This is a genomic window from Mucilaginibacter sp. PAMC 26640 (genome assembly GCA_001596135.1).
Taxonomy (GTDB): domain Bacteria; phylum Bacteroidota; class Bacteroidia; order Sphingobacteriales; family Sphingobacteriaceae; genus Mucilaginibacter.
Window position 1 is genome coordinate 1,684,702 of the sequence record CP014773.1, and the last position, 24,999, is coordinate 1,709,700.

13 protein-coding genes are annotated in these 24,999 nt (G+C 46.0%); 4 read left to right on the top strand and 9 right to left on the bottom strand.

What is annotated here, in order from left to right; genetic code table 11:
* The first annotated feature begins 8 nt into the window (after window positions 1–8).
* Window positions 9–1,451 carry a hypothetical protein gene (locus A0256_07345; protein AMR31254.1) on the top strand — a complete coding sequence of 481 codons (1,443 nt, stop codon included), beginning with the start codon at window positions 9–11 and terminating at the stop codon, window positions 1,449–1,451.
* An 11-nt stretch (window positions 1,452–1,462) separates the two neighbouring features.
* The gene (locus A0256_07350) at window positions 1,463–3,034 is read left to right on the top strand and encodes a hypothetical protein (protein AMR31255.1); all 1,572 of its coding nucleotides are present in this window, start codon (window positions 1,463–1,465) and stop codon (window positions 3,032–3,034) included.
* Between the two features lie 160 nt (window positions 3,035–3,194).
* Here A0256_07350 and A0256_07355 read toward each other — a convergent pair whose 3' ends face one another.
* The 9 genes from A0256_07355 to A0256_07395 form a co-directional block, all read right to left on the bottom strand.
* Window positions 3,195–4,925 carry a GMC family oxidoreductase gene (locus tag A0256_07355; GenBank protein ID AMR31256.1) on the bottom strand — a complete coding sequence of 577 codons (1,731 nt, stop codon included), beginning with the start codon at window positions 4,923–4,925 and terminating at the stop codon, window positions 3,195–3,197.
* A 48-nt stretch (window positions 4,926–4,973) separates the two neighbouring features.
* A complete protein-coding gene (locus tag A0256_07360; protein AMR34461.1) occupies window positions 4,974–8,309 on the bottom strand; it encodes a hypothetical protein in 3,336 nt (1,111 codons plus the stop codon).
* A gap of 41 nt (window positions 8,310–8,350) precedes the next feature.
* Window positions 8,351–8,923: a hypothetical protein gene (locus tag A0256_07365; GenBank protein AMR31257.1), complete on the bottom strand. Its 573-nt coding sequence runs from the start codon at window positions 8,921–8,923 to the stop codon at window positions 8,351–8,353.
* Complete coding sequence (locus A0256_07370) at window positions 8,920–12,303, bottom strand: hypothetical protein (protein ID AMR34462.1); 3,384 nt, start codon at window positions 12,301–12,303, stop codon at window positions 8,920–8,922. The genes A0256_07365 and A0256_07370 overlap by 4 nt, the downstream gene beginning before the upstream one ends.
* A 219-nt stretch (window positions 12,304–12,522) precedes the next feature.
* Window positions 12,523–14,127, bottom strand: a complete 1,605-nt coding sequence (locus A0256_07375; GenBank protein ID AMR31258.1) for a hypothetical protein — start codon at window positions 14,125–14,127, stop codon at window positions 12,523–12,525.
* Window positions 14,128–14,164: 37 nt separating this feature from the next.
* The gene (locus A0256_07380; protein ID AMR31259.1) at window positions 14,165–17,539 is read right to left on the bottom strand and encodes a hypothetical protein; all 3,375 of its coding nucleotides are present in this window, start codon (window positions 17,537–17,539) and stop codon (window positions 14,165–14,167) included.
* Window positions 17,540–17,755: 216 nt separating this feature from the next.
* Window positions 17,756–18,736, bottom strand: a complete 981-nt coding sequence (locus tag A0256_07385; GenBank protein ID AMR31260.1) for a hypothetical protein — start codon at window positions 18,734–18,736, stop codon at window positions 17,756–17,758.
* 73 nt (window positions 18,737–18,809) lie between these two features.
* A complete protein-coding gene (locus A0256_07390) occupies window positions 18,810–19,418 on the bottom strand; it encodes a hypothetical protein (GenBank protein ID AMR31261.1) in 609 nt (202 codons plus the stop codon).
* Between the two features lie 475 nt (window positions 19,419–19,893).
* Window positions 19,894–21,405 (bottom strand): beta-xylosidase, encoded by a 1,512-nt coding sequence (locus A0256_07395; protein ID AMR31262.1) that lies wholly within the window; start codon window positions 21,403–21,405, stop codon window positions 19,894–19,896.
* A 260-nt stretch (window positions 21,406–21,665) separates the two neighbouring features.
* Here A0256_07395 and A0256_07400 point away from each other — a divergent pair, with 260 nt between their 5' ends.
* Window positions 21,666–22,748 (top strand): sugar:proton symporter, encoded by a 1,083-nt coding sequence (locus A0256_07400; protein ID AMR31263.1) that lies wholly within the window; start codon window positions 21,666–21,668, stop codon window positions 22,746–22,748.
* 120 nt (window positions 22,749–22,868) lie between these two features.
* Window positions 22,869–24,989: a short-chain dehydrogenase gene (locus A0256_07405; GenBank protein ID AMR31264.1), complete on the top strand. Its 2,121-nt coding sequence runs from the start codon at window positions 22,869–22,871 to the stop codon at window positions 24,987–24,989.
* The last annotated feature ends 10 nt before the right edge of the window (window positions 24,990–24,999 follow it).

A 24,999-nucleotide genomic window follows, 5' to 3' on the forward strand; every position in this document is an offset into this window, starting at 1 on the left:
AATCAAAAATGAGAATTAACATACGTTTCGTTTATCTGATAACCTTGATATCAGCAATATGTACAACATCGTGTACAAAAGATTTTAAAGAACTAAGTGTAAACCCCAACGTTGCCGATCATGCCTTGCCGCAAGCATTGCTGGCACAGGCAATTACAGATGTGGTAGCCACCAACATGAGTCGTAGCCAGAGACTCACAAATGAACTGATGCAGGTAACCGTAAATATGGGTGACGGCGATGGGAAAATATTCAGATATGATGTTCGGAAGGCTGAATCAGACTATCTGTATCGTAACTGGTATCTCGAGCTTACTAATATCAATGATGTTTATAGAGGTGGTGTTGAAATCGCAAGCCCAACCTATCAGGCCATTGCCTTGATCTGCCGCTCATGGGTATTCTCTCTCCTTACTGATACCTATGGCGATGTTCCTTTTACCGAAGCTAATCTGGGAAAAGATGGTTTGTTTACCCCTAAGTTTGATAAGCAGCAAGATATCTATACCGGTATTTTCAAACAATTGGAAGAGGCTAACAATTTATTAAAGACGGGGGCAAATGTATCCGCCTCAAGCGACCCGCTGTATGCCGGCGTTGCCGCCAATTGGCGCAAATTTGGCAATTCATTATACCTGAGGTTGCTTTTACGGGTCTCAGCCAAAGCAGATATGAATGCACCTGCCAAGATCAAAGAGATGGTTGATACCAATCCGGCAAATTATCCAATCATGACAAGCAATGCTGAGTCTGCCATTTTAAAATGGTCTGGTACCGCACCGTATATATCACCGTTTGCAACCTGGCGCCCGGCAGATTGGTACACGCCAAAATTGGCTAGTTTTTTTGTAGATAACCTAAACGCCTGGAGCGATCCCCGCATTGGCCGCTGGGCAACTTTGTTTGAAGGCGAATATGCAGGTGTGCCAAGTGGTTACCAACCGGGGCAGCCGCCTGTAGCAAAATCAACTTTGCTTTCCTCCTTACAAAGCGAAGCTTTATTTGGCAATGTGATGAACTACTCTGAACTGCAGTTTACCCTTGCAGAAGCCGCGGCGAAAGGCTGGATAACAAAATCAGCCAAAACATATTATGAAACAGGTGCTACCAACGCTATAACACTTTGGAGCCTTACTGTCCCGGCAGGGTATCTTGGCTTTCAGCAAGTTAAGTGGGACGATAATTACACACTTGATCAAAAAATGGAACTGATTCACAAGCAAAAATATTACTCCCTGTTTTTTACCGATTTGGAGCAATGGTTTGAATACCGTCGTACCGGTCACCCGGTGTTGCCAACCGGCCCCGGCTTTCTTAATAATGGTATAATGCCGGCCCGCTTAAGTTATCCAACTTATGTGCAAACCAGCAATACAGCTAATTACAATTCTGCAGTAGCAGCGCAGGGCGCAGATAATATCAACACACTGGTTTGGTGGCAAAAACAATAACAAGGATAGTTATGAAAAAACATATAATAATGAAAACAAAATTTTTATACATCATTTTGTGTCTTGTAGCATTGGTCGCAGCATCATGCCAAAAGCATGATTATGCCAGAGGCGAATTAAGCCCGATCATTTCAGTTGGTGATATGCGGGTGCTGTACAAAGGGGCGGATGTAACATTGACTAAAGACAATATGCTGGGCGCTTACCAGATCACCGGTACGGTAATATCCCGCCCGGACTCTGGCAATGTGCCGCAAGGGATAGTAGTTATTCAAAATTATCGCCGGGCAATGTTAAGAGGCATCTCTTTTGACCTTGGCGCTGTTGCCGGCAACTATAAATCGGGCGACTCCTTAGTGGTTAATGTAGAGGGTACGGTTTTAAAGAGAGTAAACGGTTCGCTGCAGATAACAGGATTAAGCGAGTCAAAAATTCAACGTATTTCTCAGGGTAACCCGGTGAATGTACAGTCTGTTTCCAGCTATTCAATTAAACTGAATCCAGACCAGTATGAGAACACCCTTGTGCAGGTAAAAACAGCCAATATTTCTCCTGCGCCAAAGTTCGACGATACCTTTGCAGGCGATCGCTTCCTGGTAAACGGCGCCGACAGTATTATGCTGCATACCGAAACTGCTGCAAGCTTTGCGGGCGCAAAGCTACCGGCAAACGCTACAGTGGCCGGCATCTTATTTGTTGGCAAGAATGCTGCTGGTCAGGATGCACTGCAGCTCTGGCCGCGAGGTATTTCCGACATAAGTGACATTACCAAACCTGCTGATCCAAATGCAACGCTGGGTAAGGCGCCGGTAATTATTACCGGATTTATCAATGACACTAAAGGTGCTGATGGTAATTACGAGTACTTCCAGTTTCTGGCCACCCGCACAATTGACTTTACCAAAACACCAATGGCCGTTATTACCTGTACCAACGCAGGTAGTGCGGCACCAAATGCCGGCGACGCGCCGGGTGCAGGCTGGGCAACGGGCGGGGGCCGTACCTATAAGTTTAATCTTACATCTGGTACAGTTACCAAAGGGGAGTTCTTTTACGTAGGCGGTAGCAACAAAAAGATCAACGGGCCGAATACTACTGATATCAGCACGGCTAAATGGATCAGATCAATAGCTTATGTGACAAACGATGGGGATGGTTTTGGCAGCGCGAGTTCTGGTTTATTACCCAATAGTGGTAATGCAGGTGGTATAGCTATCTTTGATGGTGTCACTATTACGGAAGCTTCAGTACCGGTAGATGCAATTTTATTTGGCGGAACAGGCAAGACAACCGTTTTTAATGCCATAACCAATAAAGGTTATCGTGTTGCCGATAACGATCGCTACAATGCACTGGATGCAGCGGGTGCCGCACAACCATTCTTTTACCAGGGCACCAATACTTACGTTATACCGCATTCAACCCCTGCTGATGCAGGCATATTTGTAAAGCTGGGTGGTAAGTTTAATGCTACGAGTAAAACATGGGTTACGCCACGTGGCTTTGTATTCTTTACCTTATCCGCAACATCGGCTTTAAACGCTATTGAAACAGGAACAGATGTGAGTGCATTAATTAATTAGTGTATATATACGCAATAACTTCCAATAGTTCTGATAGGCGTTCAAGTAATTTGTCTTTCGGGCTACAAGAAAACCACAAAAAAAGGCTGCAAATCATTGATTTGTAGCCTTTTTTGCTCTAGCTAAACTCCGGTATTGGATCGCCTTTAAGCTTCCATTGTTAAATATTCCCCTTCTTCAGCTCCGCTACAGCAAATGATGCTGCACGGGCGGTAAGGGCCATGTACGTAAGCGACGGATTTTGGCAGGCACTTGAGGTCATACAGGCGCCATCGGTTACAAAAACGTTTAGCGCATCCCATACCTGGTTATGGCCGTTTAGCACCGAGGTTTTAGCCTCTCGCCCCATTCTGGCAGTTCCCATCTCGTGTATGCCCTGGCCTATTGCATAGTTATCGTCCCAGGTAGTAATATTTTTCACGCCGGCAGCATCATACATGGCTACTATTTCTTTAATGATGTCTTTTCGCATTTTCAATTCATTCTCCTTTAGCCCGGCATCCATCGCCAGTACGGGCAGGCCCCATTTATCCTTTATCGTTTTATCCAGCGTCATTTTGTTGTCGTGATATGGTAAGATCTCTCCAAATCCTGTGGCACCGATATGCCATGCCCCGGGTTCTGCAAGCGCGTCTTTAAACCCGCCACCTATATTCATCTCGGCCACGTTGCGGCTCCAGCCCTCGCGGCTGGCGCTTCCCTGGAAACCGTATCCTCGCAGAAAATCACGTTTATCGCCGTTGATATTAGCAAACCGGGGGATATAAAAACCATTGGCCCTGCGGCCGAAGTAGTATTTATCTTCATACCCTTCAATGGTTCCCTGTGCACCAAGCATGTAATGGTGGTCCATGATATTATGGCCCAGTTCGCCGCTGCTGCTGCCCAAACCTTCCGGCCATATATCAGTAGCGGAGTTCATCAGTACCCAGGCGCTATTAAGGCTGGATGCATTGAGGAATACAATGCGCGAATTAAACACGTAGGTTTTGTTGGTTTCTGCATCCAGAACTTCTACACCGGTAGCTTTCTTTGTATCTTTATCATACAGTATTTGTGTTACGATAGAAAAGGGGCGCACCGTTAAATTCCCCGTGGCCATTGCGGCCGGGAGCGTTGACGACTGCGTACTGAAATAGGCGCCAAAAGGGCAACCTTCCCAGCATCGGTTGCGGTACTGGCATTTGGTGCGGCCCGGCAGCGATTCTGTAATATTGGCTACGCGACCAATGAACATATGCCGCTTTTCTTGATAGAAATTTTTGATCCGTGAGGCTACATCCTTTTCCACGCAATTGAGTTCCATCGGTGGCATAAAATGACCGTCTGGCAGGTGCGCCAGCCCTTCCTTTGAGCCACTTACGCCAATAAACTTCTCCACATGATCATACCATGGCGCCATTTCTGCGTAGCGGATGGGCCAGTCTACCGCGATGCCATCTTTTGCGTTTGCCTCAAAATCAAGGTCGCTTAGCCGGTAACTTTGCCGGCCCCACAAGGTGGACCGGCCACCTAACTGGTAAGAACGCCACCAGGTGAACGGCTTTTTTTCAACATACGGACTATCTTTTTCATTTACCCACGAATCCATCAGTGGCTCTTGTGCGGCGGTTCCGTACATGGCCCAGGGGCGGGTTATTACCGGGTTGTCTGTTTTTTGCTGTAGTGTTGGCTGGCCGCGATGTTTAAAATCCCAGGGGGCTTTATTTGCGGTAACATAGCCCTTAATATGTTCGTAATTCCTGCCGCGTTCCAGCATCAGCACTTTTAAGCCTTTTTCCGTTAATTCTTTTGCCGCCCATCCCCCGCTGATACCCGAACCAATAACGATTGCATCATACGTGTTTTGCGCGGTTGCTTTGTTGTTTATGCTTGCTGCTTCTATTGCCATAATGTGTTGGGTGTTAAGGATATCCTTTTTGCTAAACTTTATTTGTAATCATTTGGTGTGGATGCCTGGGGGCTGCTTATTTAGTATTTGCGTTTGCTCATTATTTTTGGCGAACACGAGGAGCGTTTTGCTGCCGGCATCAATCTGCAAGATATCGCGTACGGCACCTTTAACGAGTATGCCGCTTTGCTGTGGTGCCACGGCGCGGAAACCACCGCTGCCATTGCCTTTGAGCAGCAGGCCGTAGCTGGCATCGTAAATACCGGCCTCGGGCTTGGATTGGTAAAAGTTGCCTCCCAGCAGGATATCCGCCTTGCCGTCGCCATCCTGATCTTTTACCACCAGCCCGAATACGGTGGAGAACTGCGCCTCTGCCGGCAGTGGCTGCAGCTTAAACCGGCCTTTGCCGCTGTTGAGCACTACGCAGCTGCGCATTTCATAGGCATCTGTTTTGGTGATGGTTTTCAGCAGTTCCGCCCCAAAAATATCTTCCATTGTTTGCTCTTTATATTGTTCGTAGCGCAGGTATTTCTTTTTCAGCAGCGGTAGTTCGCCCATCAGATCATGGCGCAGCACCATGGGGTACTGCTTATCGCCGTTGTACGTGCATACGATTTGTTCTATGGCACCCGTTCCGCTGAAGTCGCCGGTGTAGAGGCTTACGGGTTTTGTTGCGCTGGCTTTAAACCTGGAGTTGAGGCCGTGGTTGCCAGCCACCAGGTCCGGGTAGCCATCGCCGTTTACATCGGCCACCTGCAGGCGGTTCCACCAGCCGCTGCTCTTAGATAAGCCTGCTGCATCGGTGATCTCGTTTAACCTGCCGCCCTGGTTATGAAATATGCGGATGGGCATATACTCCCCGCAGATGGCCAGGTCCGGGCGGCCGTCGCGGTCATAATCAAACCATTTGGCGTCGGTAACCATACCTGCCTGGTTTAAGGCGGGGGCAACGTTATCTGTTACATCGCTGAAGATGCCGCTCCCGTTGTTGGCCAGGATATAGCTTTTGCAGGCATAGCCCCAGTTTCCCGGCTTAAGCCTTACGCCAACAAACAGGTCCAGGTCGCCGTCACCATCCATATCGGCGGCTGCCACACAGGAACTGCTCTCGAACTGAAAAGAAGGGAGTACCTGGGGGGAACGGCTGAAACGGCCATGCCCGTCATTCAGGTAAAGCCTGCTGATCAGCGCGGTGGAGTTGGCAGAGAACTCGCTGCCGCCGCTGCAAACGTACAGGTCCTGGTCGCCGTCGCCGTCCGCGTCAAAAAACAGGCAGTCGGTATCTTCGCTCGCTTTGTCTTTCGCCAGCAATTCTTCGTTGCTTTTTTTGAACCGTCCGCCGGGGGTTTGGATATATAGGGCACCGGGCTGATCCTTTGCTCCGCAGATATAAAAGTCCTGCAGGTGATCTCCGTTGACATCGCCTGCGGCCATGCGGGGCCCGTCGGTAGAGTGCATCTGGAAAATAAGCTTCTCCTGGTCAAAGTCTGCGTACTCGTTCTCCTGATGTTTAAAAGCGATGCCGTAATCGTCTGCACCTTGTTCAAAAATAGTTTTGGGTGCGGCTGCTGCCTTGGTTTTTAAGGGAAGAGCGGATTCGCTTTGCTTTATGGTAATTGTTTGGTTGGGTTTCACCGCTTTCAGGATCTTTTGTTTCCCGTCGGGCCATTGCACCAGTACCGAATCGATCAGGCCGGTTTTCCCCAGCCCGAAGTTGAGGCGGTTATCCACGCTGGATTCAAACCCGCGTGCGGGCATTTGCTCCTGGTAGCTCAGGGTATGGTTGTAATAAACGGTTACACGGCTGCCGGTGCCAAAGCGGTTCATGCCTTCGCCCCGGAGCACTACCTTGAGGTATTTGTTCTCGGGGTGCAGCTTGCGGCTATTGTTGCGGTACACAAATGCGGGCATGTTCACGTTATTAACAACCAGGTCAAGGGCACCGTCATTATCCAGATCGCCGTAGGCCGAGCCGTTGGAGAAGCCCGGCTGATCCAGGCCCCAGTCTGCAGCCTTGTTGCTGAAGGTAAGGTCCCCGTTGTTGTGATAAGCATAGTTTGGTATAGCCACTGATGGCATCAGGTCGATCAGCTTTTTGTAGTTGATGCTCTTATCTTTAATTAACGTAGTCATCACTTCTCGATTAGAGAGGTATTGGATATAATCGCCATTGGTAAGATCCTGGTAAATACCATTAGCGACGAAAATATCTTTAAAGCCATCATTATCCATATCGGTAATTAGCGCTCCCCAGCTCCAGTCGGTCGCATGCACGCCTGCTAAACGACCGATTTCGCTGAAAGTGCCGTTACCATTATTAAGCTGCAGGGTGTTACGGGTAAACTGGTTGTAATAGCCATACTTTAGGTCCATCTGGTATTTGTCCCAGTTTTCGTAGGTGGTGTTGGTTTTAAGTCGCGCCTCGCGCTCGGGCAGCATGTCGGTCACAAAAATATCGGGTCTGGCGTCGTTGTTAATATCGGCCAGGTCGGCGCCCATGGAGGCATTGCTGATGCTGTGCATCTGGTCTTCCAGCGATTCCTTAAATGTGCCATTTTTATTATTGATATACAGGTAATCGCGTTCAAAAAAGTCATTTGATACGTAAATGTCGTCCCAGCCATCATGATCAACATCGCCCACACTTACACCCAGCCCAAAACCGATCACGCTACCCAAAATCCCAGCCTCAGCACTTACATCTTTGAAATGCCCGCCGTCATTACGGAAGAGTTTTTGCCCGCCCAGGGGGTCGCGTATGTTCCGCTCGTTGTTCTGGATGTTAAAAGTGCCGATGGCTTTAAAGGAATTACTGAGGATGAAAAGATCCAGGTCGCCATCGTGATCGTAATCAAAAAAAACGGCGTGGGTAGAGTAACCGTTTACGCCTATGCCATATGCAACGGCACTCTCTTTAAACTTTAAGTTCCCTTGGTTAATGTACAGTTCGTTTTGCTTATGGTCGCCTTTAACGTCTCCGCTGTTGCAAACATAAATATCCAACAAACCATCTCCGTTAACATCGGCCATGGTTACCCCGGTAGACCATTTACCCACTTTGCCGATACCTGCCTTGACGGTGATATCTTCAAATTTAAAATTCCCCTTGTTGAGATAGAGTTTACTTGGCTCGGTGTTCCCTACCATAAAAACATCTATCAACCCATCATTATTAATATCTCCAAGTGCCACACCGCCGCCGTTGTAAAAGTTGCGGTAGGTATAAATATTAAACTCGTTGTTGTAAGTGAGTTTGTTAGTAAAATTAATGTTGGTATCGTCGGCATCCAAAAGCTCAAAAAGCGTTGTGCCCGATTTGCCTTTGCCGCCACCGCAGCCACAAAGCATCCAGGTTAACAACAGGAGTGTACCGTACCGGCTCAAGTACCTGCTGCGAATTTTGCTACCGGTGATATAGTCTCTCATTACTGGGTGCTGTTTTCTGTCAACAGATCGGTAAAATCCACTTTTACGCGCTGCTCGTCATACTTGCCGATGATAATCCTGCGGTTGCCTTTAACCTGTACCAATATCGTTCCGCGCACAGGATCGGTCATGGTTAGAAAATCAGCGCCTTTGTACCAATTTTTAAAAAGATTGGATACGTCGAGCTGTAAACTATCGGCAAACAGTGCCTTGTTCCAGGGTGCAAATGCGTCGTAACTAAATGTTACCCCCATTTTGTTGATCTTATCCTGGCGAAAATCGGGGTAAAAGGTCATGGTTGCGGGGTGTTTCAATTCATTTTTGAAATGGTACAATACAGACATGTTTCCCGGGCCTTCGAAAAATAATCCCTTTTTGTTCATCCGCCAGCAATGAGCATAAAATTCTTTGCTGGTCATTCCCAGTTTTATGCCCATAAAAATGCTGTCATGCCGAATGCCGGTAGCCAATTCGCGCGTTACCGAATCCTTATACCGCTGATTGTCTGACTGGCAGGCCACCAGCGCGCACATGACAGCGACAAAAAATAACCATTTATAACGTTTTATCATTTAACCGCGATCTTATTTAAATTTAGTATTTGCGTTTGCTCATTATTTTTGGCGAATACGAGGAGCGTTTTGCCGCCGGCATCAATTTGCAAGATATCGCGTACGGCACCTTTAACAAGTATGCCGCTTTGCTGTGGTGCCACGGCGCGGAAACCACCGCTGCCATTGCCTTTGAGCAGCAGGCCGTAGCTGGCATCGTAGATACCGGCCTCGGGCTTGGATTGGTAAAAGTTGCCGCCCAGCAGGATATCCGCCTTGCCGTCGCCATCCTGATCTTTTACCACCAGCCCGAATACGGTGGAGAACTGCGCCTCTGCCGGCAGGGGCTGCAGCTTAAACCGGCCTTTGCCGCTGTTGAGCACTACGCAGCTGCGCATTTCATAGGCATCTGTTTTGGTGATGGTTTTCAGCAGTTCCGCCCCAAAAATATCTTCCATTGTTTGCTCTTTATATTGTTCGTAGCGCAGGTATTTCTTTTTCAGCAGCGGTAGTTCGCCCATCAGATCATGGCGCAGCACCATGGGGTACTGCTTATCGCCGTTGTACGTGCATACGATTTGTTCTATGGCACCCGTTCCGCTGAAGTCGCCGGTGTAGAGGCTTACGGGTTTTGTTGCGCTGGCTTTAAACCTGGAGTTGAGGCCGTGGTTGCCAGCCACCAGGTCCGGATAGCCATCGCCGTTTACATCGGCCACCTGCAGGCGGTTCCACCAGCCGCTGCTCTTAGATAAGCCTGCTGCATCGGTGATCTCGTTTAACCTGCCGCCCTGGTTATGAAATATGCGGATGGGCATATACTCCCCGCAGATGACCAGGTCCGGGCGGCCGTCGCGGTCATAATCAAACCATTTGGCGTCGGTAACCATACCTGCCTGGTTTAAGGCGGGGGCAACGTTATCTGTTACATCGCTGAAGATGCCGCTCCCGTTGTTGGCCAGGATATAGCTTTTGCAGGCATAGCCCCAGTTTCCCGGCTTAAGCCTTACGCCAACAAACAGGTCCAGGTCGCCGTCACCATCCATATCGGCGGCTGCCACACAGGAGCTGCTCTCGAACTGAAAAGAGGGGAGTACCTGGGGGGAACGGCTGAAACGGCCATGCCCGTCATTCAGGTAAAGCCTGCTGATCAGCGCGGTGGAGTTGGCAGAGAACTCGCTGCCGCCGCTGCAAACGTACAGGTCCTGGTCGCCGTCGCCGTCCGCGTCAAAAAACAGGCAGTCGGTATCTTCGCTCGCTTTGTCTTTCGCCAGCAATTCTTCGTTGCTTTTTTTGAACCGTCCGCCGGGGGTTTGGATATATAGGGCACCGGGCTGATCCTTTGCTCCGCAGATATAAAAGTCCTGCAGGTGATCTCCGTTGACATCGCCTGCGGCCATGCGGGGCCCGTCGGTAGAGTGCATCTGGAAAATAAGCTTCTCTTGGTCAAAGTCTGCGTACTCGTTCTCCTGATGTTTAAAAGCGATGCCGTAATTGTCTGCACTTTGCTCAAAAATAGTTTTGGGTGCGGCTGCTGCCTTGGTTTTTAAGGGAAGAGCGGATTCGCTTTGCTTTATGGTAATTGTTTGGTTGGGTTTCACCGCTTTCAGGATCTTTTGTTTCCCGTCGGGCCATTGCACCAGTACCGAATCGATCAGGCCGGTTTTCCCCAGCCCGAAGTTGAGACGGTTATCCACGCTGGATTCAAACCCGCGTGCGGGCATTTGCTCCTGGTAGCTCAGGGTATGGTTGTAATAAACGGTTACCCTGCTGCCGGTGCCAAAGCGGTTCATGCCTTCGCCCCGGAGCACTACCTTGAGGTATTTGTTCTGGGGGTGCAGCTTGCGGCTATTGTTGCGGTACACAAATGCGGGCATGTTCACGTTATTGACAACCAGGTCAAGGGCACCGTCATTATCCAGATCGCCGTAGGCCGAGCCATTGGAGAAGCCCGGCTGATCCAGGCCCCAGTCTGCAGCCTTGTTACTGAAGGTAAGGTCCCCGTTGTTGTGATAAGCATAGTTCGGTATAGCCACTGATGGCATCAGGTCGATCAGCTTTTTAATTGGCTCTTTTTCACGGCCGATCATCCGGCGCACCTCGACGGGGTTGGCCATAAACTGAATGTAATCCTGATCGGTAAGATCTTTAAAAATACCGTTACTCACAAAAATGTCTTTGAACCCATCATTATCCATATCGGTAATTAGCGCTCCCCAGCTCCAATCGGTAGCATGCACGCCTGCTAAACGCCCGATTTCGCTGAAGTTGACCCTTTGCGTTTTACTGCCCGGCGCAGTGCCCCGGTTCAATTGCAATACATTACGCAGGAATTGCTGGTAATAACCGTTATCTAGGTCTGATTGGTATTTATCCCAGTTTTCAAATGCGGTTTTTGTTTTTAATCGTCGCTCTGTTTGCGGCAGCATGTCGGTAACGTAAATATCCGGAAGGCCATCGTTGTTGATGTCGGCAATATCGGCTCCCATGGAGTTGAGGCTTAATTCCCTGATCATATCTGGGAGGCATTCTTTGAACGTACCATTGCGGTTATTGATATACAGGTAATCGCGTTCGAAAAAGTCGTTGGATACGTAAATATCATCCCATCCGTCGTTATTTACATCAGCAATAGTTACACCGAGCCCAAACCCGATTTTGCTGCTGTAGATGCCCGTTTGCAGGGTAACGTCGCTAAAATGCCCATTGTCATTCTGGTACAGTTTATTGCCGCCAAGCGAATCGGGTATGTTACGCTGATCCTTGATCAGATCATAGTTGCCAACCGAGCGGAAGGAGTTATTCAGTAGGTAGCAATCCAGATCGCCATCTTTGTCATAATCAAAAAAAACAGCGTGTGTACACAATCCTTTGTTATTAAGCCCATAACGGGCGGCCTGTTCGGTAAAAGTTAAGTTGCCGTTATTAATGAACAGCTGATTGCTGCGGTTTTTCCCGGAAAAATCGCCTGATTTACAAACATAAATGTCAAGCCAGCCGTCGCCGTTAACATCGGCCAGGGTAACGCCGGTTGACCAAACACCTGCTGAAGAGAGACCTGCTTTAACAGTTACATCTGAAAATTTAAAATTGCCGCTGTTTATATAAAGCTTATTTGACTGCTGGTTACCACAGAAAAAGATATCGGGCAATCCATCGTTATTCATGTCCCCAATAGCCACGCCTCCGCCATTATAAAAATTGCGGTATGTATAAACGTTAAGCTGCTCGGTATACGCTACGTTGTTGGCGAATGAAACGCCTGTAAAGTTAGCCGGCAATGCAGAAAACAATTTTATGGCCGCTGCCGGCGGTTTGTTATTACAGGCTACTAAACCTACCGCCAAAAGTAATATTGCTCCGATGCCTGTGCGATTACTACCGGCATTTAGCCTCCTGCGCAGCAATAGGCAACCGTACCTTAAAATTTGTTTTAAAATCGCGTCTAACATCTATTCTATCCCCGGTAGTGCGGTGCTATCCTTGTAAGTAACTGGTTAATAAGCCATCAGACAAATAATTTCGACTTGAAAACGCATATCCGTTTGTAAATTAAAACGGAAGGCAAATCATAAATCATTTGCCTTCCGTAGAACCCAGTTCTAATAAAACTATACTATCAATTAATAACCCGGATTTTGCTTCAGATTGGGATTTGCGTTGATCTGCGGCTCGGGTATCGGGAAAATATTAACATTTGTACTTGCGTCTGCCTCATGGAAACGGTATTTATTATTATACGTACCAAAGCGCAGCATGTCCTGCCTCCGGTAACTTTCGGCAAACATTTCGCGGCCGCGTTCGGCTAGGAATGTTTCGGCTGTTAAGGCAGGCATAGGCGAAACTCCCCCATGCACGGTACGTATCTGGTTCACCAATGCTAACGTCACCGGATCATTCCAGTTGCCACTTTTGCGGGCAATTAATTCGGCTTTCATCATTAAAATGTCGGCATAACGGTAAATGGCCAAATCGTTATCCAAATCGGTTAACATGCCTTTGTAGAACTGCCATTTGCCAATACGAGCGCCCGATTGTCTCCAGGCATTCGGTTGCAGCTCGTTGATATAGGGTGTCAGAGTGATCGCTTCACCATCCGGGTCGGTTTTATCTGCACCACCATCCGTTAAGGCTGTAACGCCATCGGCTTGGTACTGCGGCCCAACAAGGAAATTATTCAGCATCCTTTTATCTACTGTACCGGTTGTTGGGGTTCCTTTCGGATCTAAGCCTACTACTGTTCCCTGCGGGCCAGGGTTTTGTGCCGGATCGATATAGGATTGATAGAATTCCTGTACCGAAGCGAAACCGTTCCATGGCTGGTTGTTCATTTGGTAGGTGTTTTGGCTTTGCAGATGCAGGGTTTCCATATTCATATTAAAGCCTTTTGCTTTTACGCCATCGAAAGGTATTGCCCAGATCGATTCGGTAGAGCCAGCATTATTGCGCGAAAAAAGGTCTGCGTAGTTGTTCATCAACTGGTACTTACCCGAATTAATGATCGTATCGCAAGCCGCCAAGGCTTTATCATACTGTGGCGCCCCGGTATAGGTTTGTGCGTTTAAATACAATTTGGCAAGCGTGGCTTGTGCAACATAATAAGTAACACGGCCATAATAGGGGCCATCTCCAGGGCCAATCTTTGGCAATTTTCCTATATTCTCAAGCAATTCTTTTTCAATAAACGCATATACTTCAGCACGGGGTTTTGTAGCTGGCGGGGCAGTTTCCGAAAAATCCGTGGTGATGGGCACGTTACCAAAAAGGTCTAGCAGCCAATAGTAATAAATTGCGCGCAGCGCCTTTAGTTCGGCTACGTAGGTAATTGCTGTTGGCGATTTGCTAACCGCAAGGGCTGCAAGTAATTTGTTACAGGTGGTTACACCACCAAAACCAAGGTTCCAGCCGTTGGCGGGCTGCGAATCGGTACTGTTGGTTTTATGTGTTTTTAAACGCACCCAGTGGCCGCCGTCACCCCAGTCTGCACCGCGTGTGGGCACTACAACCTCATCGGTGGTAACTTCGTTGAGGTTAAAAAATGCGCCATTATAGCCGTATATAGTAGAATATGCTGCTCCAACTGCAGATGCCAGTTGCTTATCGGTTTGGTAGAAGTTTGCTTCGGTAACCTGGTCATAAAGCAGTTTGTTCTCATCAAGTTTGGTGCACGATGCGGCAACAAACAAAACTGCAAGAACTGCAAATTTGGTTAATGATGTATGTTTCATAATTCACTAATATTTTTAATTGACAATCTTAATATTATTAAAAGCCGATGTTTACGCCCAAAGTAAATGAACGGGTATAAACCCAGGTTTCCCGCCGGTCGATACCGGGTGCCAGTACGTTACCCGAATCGGCATACCTTACTTCCGGATCAACCCCGGTGTAGTTGGTAATGGTAAACAGGTTTTGGCCTGAAACAAACACCCTTAAACTACTTATCATCCCCGGTTTGGTAGACCTGCCGATTGGGAAGGTATAACCGATGGTAGCATTATCCAATTTCAGGAAAGAGGCTTTCTCTACATCATAGCTGCTGTATGCTGCGCCATCAGTTACATTCGGGTTAAAGTACTTGGTGTTTACGATGTTGTAACTTGTTGCCACATTTGGGTTTTCATAAAATGCCCGGAAAGTGTTAATCAACTGGTGGCCAATGGACGAGCGGAGGAAGAAGCCGAGATCGAACTGCTTGTATTTAAAGTTGTTTGTGATACCAAATTCAAATTTAGGCAAGCCATTGCCAATTACCTGTCGAGGAGCATCTGCCAGGCCTGTAACGCCGCCTTTGCCATCGTCATATTGGTAAACGCCTTTTGCATCTACACCAACATATTTTGGCCCATACAGTATACCAATTGGCTGCCCTTCAACAGCCCGGGTTAGCTGAGTAGCCTCCTGGCCCGGTGTACCCAGGTTAGTTGCACCCACATATGAGCCTTTCAATTGGTCAATCAATTTCGTTAATACCACGTGGTAGCTGGAAATGTTACCGCCGGTTGTCCATGTGAAATTCTTACCTCTGATCACTTCGTAACTTAATGCCACTTCAATACCTGAATTGGTTAGTTCGCCAATATTTAACCAGGTATTATTAAATAGTGCAGGTGGTGATGGTACGGTTACGTTGAAGATCAAATCGTTTGTTTTACGATTGAAGTAATCTATAGAGCCGGTTAGCCGCGAATCAAACAAAGTAAAATCCAAACCAATATCCGTTTCTAATTTTTTCTCCCATTTCAGATTGGGGTTTGGGTTACGCGTACCAGCATAAGTACTGAAGTAATTGTTGTTGCCCCCGTAATAAGTGCCGCCGCTATTGCTTAGGGTGGTTAATGAAAGGTAGGGGAATGGTGGCAAAGCACCGGTTACACCAAAGCTTCCCCTTAGTTTTAAGTTGCTAACAAAAGAGATATCAACCATTTTGCTAACATCCAAACCTGCGCTAACTGCCGGGAACAATCCCCATTTGTTGTTCTCTCCAAACTCGGTAGAACCGTCGCGCCTTAAACTGGCAGAAAGAAAGGCAATGTTGTCATAATTTACTTTTACCCGGCCAAAGAAAGAGATCAGTTTGTTTTCATTCTTATAGCTCTCTACAACACCGATTCCGTTTTTAAAATCGAGGGCCGCGGCAAAATTCTGGCCGGAAGCATCGGTTACGAAATTACCTCCCTGTGCATCAAAGCCTGTATATTTAAAGTCCTGGTACGAATAGCCTGCAATAGCGGATAGTTCGAATTTTTTTATCGTTTTGTCATATGATAAGGTATTCTCGTACAAAATATTGTCTGCTTCATCGTCATACTTGGCAGAAATACCCGACCGCCCAAAGCCGCTGCCTAACGGAAATCCCCTTGAAATAAAGGCATCGGTTGGCGAATACATAGAGCGGTAGTTGCTGGTGGTTTGCTTGTAGAACTGAGTTGAAAATTTCAGGTTCTTGAATATCTCGTAGCTTACTGTTCCCCCTATGTTGAATTTCTTATTGGTTGCTTCATTGGTATTTTGTTTTAGCATTGCAACCGGGTTAGAATAATCAACAAAGTTCGATTCAAAGTAACCGCCACCGGTAAGGTCATAAAGCGGATCTTTTGAATAAACAGGCGCTGTCGGGTTAAAAATGGTAGCGTATTTAAAGGCATCGGAGAAGCCAAACTGAGAGTTGCGGCTGGTTGTGTTGATGTTTAAATTAAATACCAGTTTATCGTTCAGTGCCTTGTGGCTTATATTTAAGCGGCCGTTAAGTTGCTGAAAACCTGTAGTGATTGCAACACCCTGAGTATTACGATAGTTAAAGGAAGCATTATAAGTTGTGCGTTCATCTCCGCCGGAGAAACCAAGGTTATGCACCTGGGAATAAGCGGTACGGGTGATCTCTTTGTTCCAGTCGGTGTTTGAGCCAAAATCGGTTCCTTTACCAAGTGCCTTAAATTCGTCAGCATTCATATGCTGAGTAAATCTGGCAGGTGTTTCGCTGGTTCCGGATACGTTGTAGGTGAATTTGGAGGTACCCTTTTTGCCCGATTTGGTAGTGATGATGATCACACCAGCAGAGCCACGTGTGCCGTAGATCGCAGCGGCAGAACCATCTTTCAATACGTCGATACTTTTGATATCATTAGGGTCAACTGTGTTAATATCCGCACCTACCTGCCCATCTAACACAACCAGCGGCTGTGTATTTGCACCTAAGGTAGATAACCCTCTTAAACGGATTGCAAAGCCACCATTTGGATCGCCTCCGGGGCGTGCAATGGATAAACCAGGTACCTTACCCTGTAGTAACTGAGCAACGTCGCTGATATTACCTTTATTAAACTGTTCGGCATTTACCGTTGTTATGGCGCTGGTTACTTCCCGTTTCTTTTGCGTACCGTAACCCACAACCACCACCTCGTCAAGATTACTCGTGCTTTCTGTAAGTACGGCATTGGCAGTTACCACAAGCCCATCAGCTACTACAACGGGTTTGGATAGGGTAGTGAATCCCACAAACGTAAAGCTGATGGTATAGTTGCCCACAGGCAAATTGGTAAAACTGTAAGCCCCAATATAATCGGTAACTTTTGCCATTGAGGCGGCTCCGGTAAGGCTAACGGTTACCCCGGGCAAAGTGTTGCCTTTTTGGTCGGTAACGATACCTTTGATACTGCCTGTTGCTACCTGCTTAAATGCACCGGTAACGGATCCAGGCTGATTTTCCATCATGATATTGTCGGTACCCGCTTTGGATATCAATATCTGGTTGTCTATTTGCTGGAAAACAAGGGAGGTGTTCGTGAGAATCGTTTTTAATAATCCCGCTACGGATTGGGTTTTGGCCTCCAATTCCAAGTTACGAATGCCCTTAATGTCTTCATTACGGTACATAAAATGAAACGGTGTTTGCGCTTCAATTTTCCGGAAGGCTTTCGCCAATGATTCGTTTTTGAGTGAGATGCTGACTTCAACCTTCTCAAGCACCTGGCTCTTAGCTGTAGTGGCCGAGAGCACTGGTATTGAGGTGATTAAAGCAAATAAAGCTATTATCCCTGTTCTCATAATTAATTTAAAATTGGGATTAGGTGGCAAGCACAACCTGAGCACAAATTTGACAAAATGCCAAGGCTGCGCATTAATTGCTGAAAAAATCATAATTTAGTTCGTTTTAAGTTATTAATGCCTGAATTGATTTTAAAATTTAAAACACATGTTAAGCAATCGATTGCAGTCGAAGGCCAAACAAGCCCGTAGAATAAGCATCCCCTGGGGAAATATTCTGCGGGTTTTTTATCCTAAAGCGTTGTAGTAATGCGCTCCGGAATAGATCTGATTGGATGATTTAGATAAATTTTCTTCATATTTAAGGGTTTAATTAATTGGTTTCGCTTTAATAGTTATTAGTGTCCGCTCTTTATTATAGCTATAGGTTGCATCGTTGAAAGCACATGTACTTATAAGCGCCTGATCAAGGCTCGTTACGCTATCGAAAGAAGCAGTAAAGTGTTTATTTTTAATACTATCGTCACCAAATCCTATTTTCACTTTAAACCGTTCCTCAAATAATCTGGCGGCTTCTGCAACGCTAACATCCTCTAAATAGAGGTTGTTTTTGGTTGTCCAACCGGTAAAAATAGTTGCGGTTGTATTTGTTTTTGTTGCGCTTGCTACGCGCTCATCGTAAATGATTTGCTGGTTTGGTATAATTACCCCTATCAGTTTGTTTTCATTATTGACTTTTACCTTTCCCCTTGTAACGGTTATGGTTACTACCTTGTCGCCGGGCAGTGCTTTGATGTTAAAAGCAGTGCCCAAAACGGTAGTATAAACGTGCCCGGTATGTACTACAAACGGACGGGCGGCATCATGTTTAATATCAAAATACGCTTGCCCTGACAAGTAAACTTCGCGTTTAGCAAACCCAGGTGCGTAATTCAGTTTGCTGCCATGGCTTAAAATCACGCTGCTTCCATCCGGCAATACCATATAAATATTGGAAGATTTTTGTATTAAATTTTCACCTATAATGTTATTTTGAGCATGTTTCTCGCGTGCGTAAAACAACGCCCCGGTTGCCGCAAAAACAAATAACAGTACAGCAGCTACCTTAAGCCAGTAACCGGCGCCAACCACACCATTATCTTTTTTTTGTTCCTGTTGTTGTATTTTCCCCCAGATTGCTTTTTGGATGTTCTGCTTTAACTCTTCTTTTTCGTTGGTTGATAATAATATTGTGACGTCCGTTTCAGACGCAAACATTTCGTAGAGATTAACTAAATAACTTCTTTCCTCGGCCGTTGCCGTGCCGTCACGATGCTTTCGCAACAACTCCAGGATTTTCGTTTTGTCCATCGAAAGCAGTTAATCAATTGTTTTTAATATGACCCGTAACTTCGCAAAAGTCCCATCGCTCATTAAATTATTTTTATACAACATTAAATAAGAAAATGAGCAGTGAAAAAAGGGGAGTTATTGATACTTTTAGTTTCTTCACCGCCTTAAGTAGTTGGTTTTGAACAGTCTTACGGGAGATGCCCAATTTGGCCGCAATATCTTTAGTAGGTAAATCTTGCTCATAATGCAGCCGAAAGATATTCTGCCCTTTATCCGGTAAATTATTCACCCATGTTTCGTAAAAACTGGTAAGTTCCTTTGTGAGAAGATTTCTTTCGCCATTTGAATAGTCTGATGGTATGTTTTCCAGCGCGTCAAAAAACGGGATATGATTGGACTGTTTCTCCAGATGTTTAAAAACCTTGTTTCTTATCGCAATGTTCAAATAGGCCGGCAAATTCAGGATTTTCAAAGTTTCCCGTTTTACCCATATGTGTACAAATACGTCCTGTACAATATCTTTCGCTATATCTGTGTCGGCTATCCGTTTAAAAGCATCTGCGTATGCCTTCTCCCAGTGTAAATTGAAAAGTGCATTGAACGATTCCTTGCAGCCACAGCTTATTTGCCGCAACAAAGCGTCATCTGTTGCCTGAGCCAATTTATCTTTTAGAATAATTTGCATATTAAGGACTGCCATTTGGAAAAAATTCTAAACAGTTTTTAAATCCTGCATCAACTGAAGGATCAACAAAAACAGGGAAAAAGTTTATAATTGCACGGCTCGCCGCGTTGGTTTCAATGCACTAATCTAAATGTAATATTTCAATTACAATCTAAAATAAAAAATTAATTGTATAAAAAACACTCATTATATTTTAATGAATGGATTACTAACCCGTTTTTGGTTTCGACCGGGCCTTTAGGCTTTGAAATGCAACACTTTATAAAACGATGGTAATGTGCAAATAATCATTTTTGCAACTACTAGCCGGCTGGAATGGGATATATCAGTGATAAAGGTGTGCAATTCAGCCTACCGGTACCATTCCCGATGAATTGGGAAGCGGCGGTGGGATGCAGGTCGCTACCGTACAATTGCTATCACTAAAGGAGCGACAATAGGTAGACTTGTATAATTTGAGCGTTTCGGAATTCTGTAGCTTAATAAGTGTTTACTGGTTTACCATTCGGAAATCTGAGAATTGTGCATCGAGCTTATCATCGCCATTAAAATGTAAGCCGGCTCTTGGGCTGCGATCCCATTGGGGTAGAAGGTCGGTTTTTAGGGCGGTATCAGTTTTTAACTGTTTCCACTTACTTGTCCCTTGCCGATAATAGAACACACATGTTTTTGTACCAACTAATTCCAGCTTAAGTTGAACCGGTAATTTATCATTTGCGGGTACCTTTTTTAAGGATGAATATTTATTAGCTGTAACTTCCCAAAGCGTTATTTGGTTGTTTTGGACACCTATGCCCACTGCTATAGTGGCATCGCCATATAAACACAGACCTTTGAGGGCATTGTTATGATTTACCACTGTAGTTGCGATTGATAAATTACCCGATACCGGCCTCGCGGTTAATACGATACCGGTTTCATTGCCGGGTTTAACAGTTCCCGATAAATGTAAAATACCCTTATGCTGACTTATTGCCGGTGCTGCGTTCCGGAAATCCCATTGCCAAAAGTTAGCCGGCAATTGCCCGTTGAAACTTTCATTGATATCAGCAGGCTCGTCACCTGTTATTTGCTGCGTTTTAAATAAAGGCCAGCCTTCTTTTGTTGGCCGTACCAGTTCTGATATTAAGCCCTGCCGACCGGTGAATACTGTGCTTTCCCGGTTATAGGCATGATGCAGATACATATCGGCCCCGGTTGGCCCCTTAATAAAAGTGCCATGGCCCATACATTTCCATTTTTCATTTTCAGATAGGATAGGGTTAGCCGAATAGTATGTGTAAGGGCCTTTGAAACTTCTTGAGCGCGCCACCCTCACATTATAGCCACAATTGCCGCCGCAGCAATTCCCGGCCGAATAGAACAGGTAGTAAAAGCCATCTTTTTTCAGGAAACTTTGCCCTTCCATGCCTATCCGCTGCTCATCTTTTAGTAATGAAAACGGCTGGCCTTCTAACTTAAGCCCATCTGCAGATAGCTTGCTGCCAAGGATCTCAATTGGCCGGTTATCCAAACCGTAGGCCTTAAAGGTGATATACAATTGCCCGTTATCGTTAAAAATAAAGGCGTCTATAGCCTCACTGCCAAATGCCACCAACACCCCATGGTCGGTAAATGCTTTGTCGGGATACTTTGAAGTGGCAACCCCTATGTACGATTTATTATCAGTTTTTCGGCGCGCTGTATAGTAGATGTAGTAAGTGTCCTTAATCTTGTAATACTCAGGTGCCCAGAACGAACCGGATGCCCACTCTGGTGTTTTATTAAACACATAGCCGCTTTGCCGCCAGTGCTTCAGATCGGACGATTGGTATAGTGGGAAATGCGGCGCCCACTCGGAGGAAGTGCCAACCGCGAAATATTTATTACCTGCTTTGATAATTGAAGGATCCGCAAAATCTCCCGGGATAACCGCCCCGTTATTGTGTTGGGCCAGAAGGGTAAACGGGAATACACAGATTAATATGTGTAATAAAACGATTGCTTTTAAATGCTGCATAATAGTAATTGCTGTAAAGTATCTGGTCGGATTTATCTCTTATAGCGTCTTCGAATCAGGCCCTTGATTATTGGGGCGGAAATTAGCTAAATCAATTTACGGGTGAGCTATATTATGCTAATTAATTGTACTTCGCCAATATCTTTAAGCGGACGAATTAAATAAAGGCTCGACAGCTACCAGCGAAACATAACAGTGCATAACAGTTGTTAAAAAGGGGTTATTTAAATTAGCAGGGTTATTTACCAATTAACCTATTTTTCATGCAAGCAATCTTTGGGATTATTTTCCATTTTATCGGTGGATTCTCGTCGGGTAGTTTTTATATTCCTTATAAAAAAGTAAAAGGCTGGTCCTGGGAGAGTTTTTGGATTGTAGGCGGTATTTTCTCCTGGTTAATTGTGCCGCCTATCGCTGCATGGTTAACCATTCCCGGTTTTGCGGAAATCATCAAACAAACTAACGGGCACATTTTGTTGGTCACCTATTTTTTCGGGGTGCTTTGGGGCATAGGCGGATTAACCTATGGCCTTGGTGTTAGATACCTCGGCGTAGCCTTAGGTAGTTCAATTATTCTGGGCTTATGTTCCATCTTCGGTGCGCTGATCCCCTCTGTTTATTATGATTTTTACCCGGCCAAAGGCAAGGATTCTTTAACTGTTTTACTAACCAGTCCCTGGGGGCAAATGGTACTGATTGGTATAGCCGTTTGCGTATTGGGGATTGTTATTTGCGGATACGCAGGTACGGTAAAGGAACGTGAATTATCAAAAGACAGGGAGGTATCAGCCAATAATACTGAATACAAATTTGGCCTTGGCCTTTTTGTGGCTATCATATCGGGGGTGTTAAGCGCTTGCTTTGCCTTCGGTATAGATGCAGGGAAAAGTATGGCTAATGAAGCCAACACGGCCTGGAAAGCGCTGCATCCGGGTGGCGGCGAGTTTCTTTATCAGAATAACGTAACGTACATCGTCATACTTTGGGGCGGGCTTACGACTAATTTTATCTGGTGCATGCTACTGAACGCCAGAAACAAAACCTTTGGTGATTACACCAATAAGGCCACCCCGCTAAAGGCTAATTATATCTTTTGTGCACTGGCTGGTACCACGTGGTTTTTACAGTTCTTTTTTTACGGAATGGGGGAGAGCCGTTTAGGTAACGGACCGAGTTCCTGGATTCTGCATATGGCCTTTATTATATTGGTAGCTAACATGTGGGGCTTGTTTTTAAAGGAATGGAAAGGCGTAAGTAAAAAGGGTATTACCGCTTTGGTATGTGGCATTTTAACCATTATTGTTTCCGTACTGGTTGTTGGTTATGGCAATTCTATCAAGCCATAGTACAATATATAACGGCTAATCAACACAGTACATAACAGTTTAAAAACAGTTGTTATTTACTTTAGCCCAACAATTTCCGAGATCTGTCAATAATCATTTAACAATACAAAATACAAGTATATGTCTGTCAGCAATACACAATTTAAGCATGTAAGTTACCTGTGGGATGATGCCCGCGCCGCCGAGTTAGCCGGGGATGAAGTAGCCCTGCTCATCTACCGTTCCAACCTTCTGGGGGCCGATCTGCGTTTAACTAATTATGGCGGTGGCAACACCTCTTGTAAGGTGATGGATAAGGATCCGCTAACTGGCAAAGAAGTAGAGGTAATGTGGATCAAAGGTTCTGGTGGCGACATCGGTACGTTAAAGAAAAGCGGGCTGGCAGCACTTTATGTTGATCGCCTGCGCAGTCTGACAAATGTGTATCGCGGCATAGCGCATGAAGATGAAATGGTAGCGCTTTTCAACCACAGTATCTTCGATTTAAATTCAAAAGCACCATCTATAGATACCCCGCTGCATGGCTTTCTTCCTTTTAAACATATTGATCACCTGCATCCCGATGCAGCCATTGCTATCGCGGCAGCAAAAGATGGGGAGCAGATCACTAAAGATCTGTTTGGTGGAACAATTGGGTGGGTAGGCTGGCAAAGGCCTGGTTTTGACCTGGGCCTTCAGCTTAAACAGTGCCTTGATGAAAATCCCGGCATCCGTGGTATTATGCTGGGTTCGCACGGTTTATTTACCTGGGGCAATACGGCTTATGAAAGCTATATCAACACGCTTGAAGTAATTGAGAAATGTGCCGAATATTTAGAAGAAAGCTACCTCAAGAAAGGTGCGGCGTTCGGCGATAAGAAAATAGATAGCTTACCAAAAGATGCGCGTGAAAAGCAAGCCGTAGCTCTGGCGCCGATACTGCGTGGTTTCTGTTCATCAAAAACGCAAATGATCGGCCATTTTACGGATGATGCGCGCGTATTAGAATTTATCAATTCTAACGATCTGGACAGGTTAGCCCCGCTGGGCACCAGCTGCCCGGATCACTTTTTACGTACAAAGATCAGTCCGCTGGTATTGGAACTAGGTGCAGGTGACGATCTTTCGGATGTAGATGCTGTAAAAGAAAAACTTAGTCCGGCATTTGAAGCATATCGAAAAATGTACGGGGATTATTATGATACTTGCAAACACCCTAACAGCCCGGCTATAAGGGATGCTAACCCGGTGGTTATATTATTCCCCGGTGTAGGCATGTTTACGTTTGCAAAGGATAAGCAAACCGCGCGTGTTGCAGCCGAGTTTTACACCAACGCCATTAACGTAATGAAGGGGGCGGAGGCTATTTCTGAATATACCTCTTTGCCGAGGCAGGAAGCTTTCGATATAGAGTATTGGTTGCTGGAAGAGGCTAAACTACAGCGCATGCCAAAAGCGAAAGCCTTATCAGGCCGGATTGCTTTAGTTACCGGTAGTGCCGGCGGAATTGGTAAAGCCATTGCTAAAAAGTTTGCCGATGAGGGTGCCGTAGTCGTATTGAATGATATGAATGCCGACCGCCTGGCTGAAGCCGGCGAGGAGTTTGAAAAGCTTTATGGCAAGGATGTTTATACTACTGCTTTGCTGGATGTTACTAAAGGCGACCAAATTGCAGACGCTATTGCCACCGCGATACTGGCTTTTGGAGGGGTGGATCTGATCGTAAACAATGCGGGATTGTCTATCTCAAAAACCATCGCCGGGCATACTGAAAAAGATTGGGACCTGTTGTATGATGTGCTGGTTAAGGGCCAGTTTTTGGTAACACAGGCTGCGGTTGCCGTAATGCAAAAGCAAGCCATTGGCGGAGATATCATCAATATTGTAAGTAAGAACGCATTGGTAAGCGGACCAAATAATGCGGGTTACGGCAGCGCTAAAGCAGCGCAATTACACCTTAGCCGGTTAAACGCTGCTGAGCTGGGTGCCGACGGGATCCGCGTAAATGTGGTAAATCCCGATGCGGTAATAAGCGACAGTAATATCTGGGCTGGCGGATGGGCCGAAGGCCGTGCGAAAGCTTATGGGATTACAGTAGCAGAGTTACCCGCATATTATGCTAAGCGGACTTTATTGAACGAAACTATTTTACCCGCCGATATCGCTAATGCCTGTTTTGCATTTGCAGGAGGGTTGCTCAATAAATCAACCGGAAATGTGCTGAATGTGGATGGCGGCGTTGCGGCAGCTTTTGTACGATAAATTTTAAATG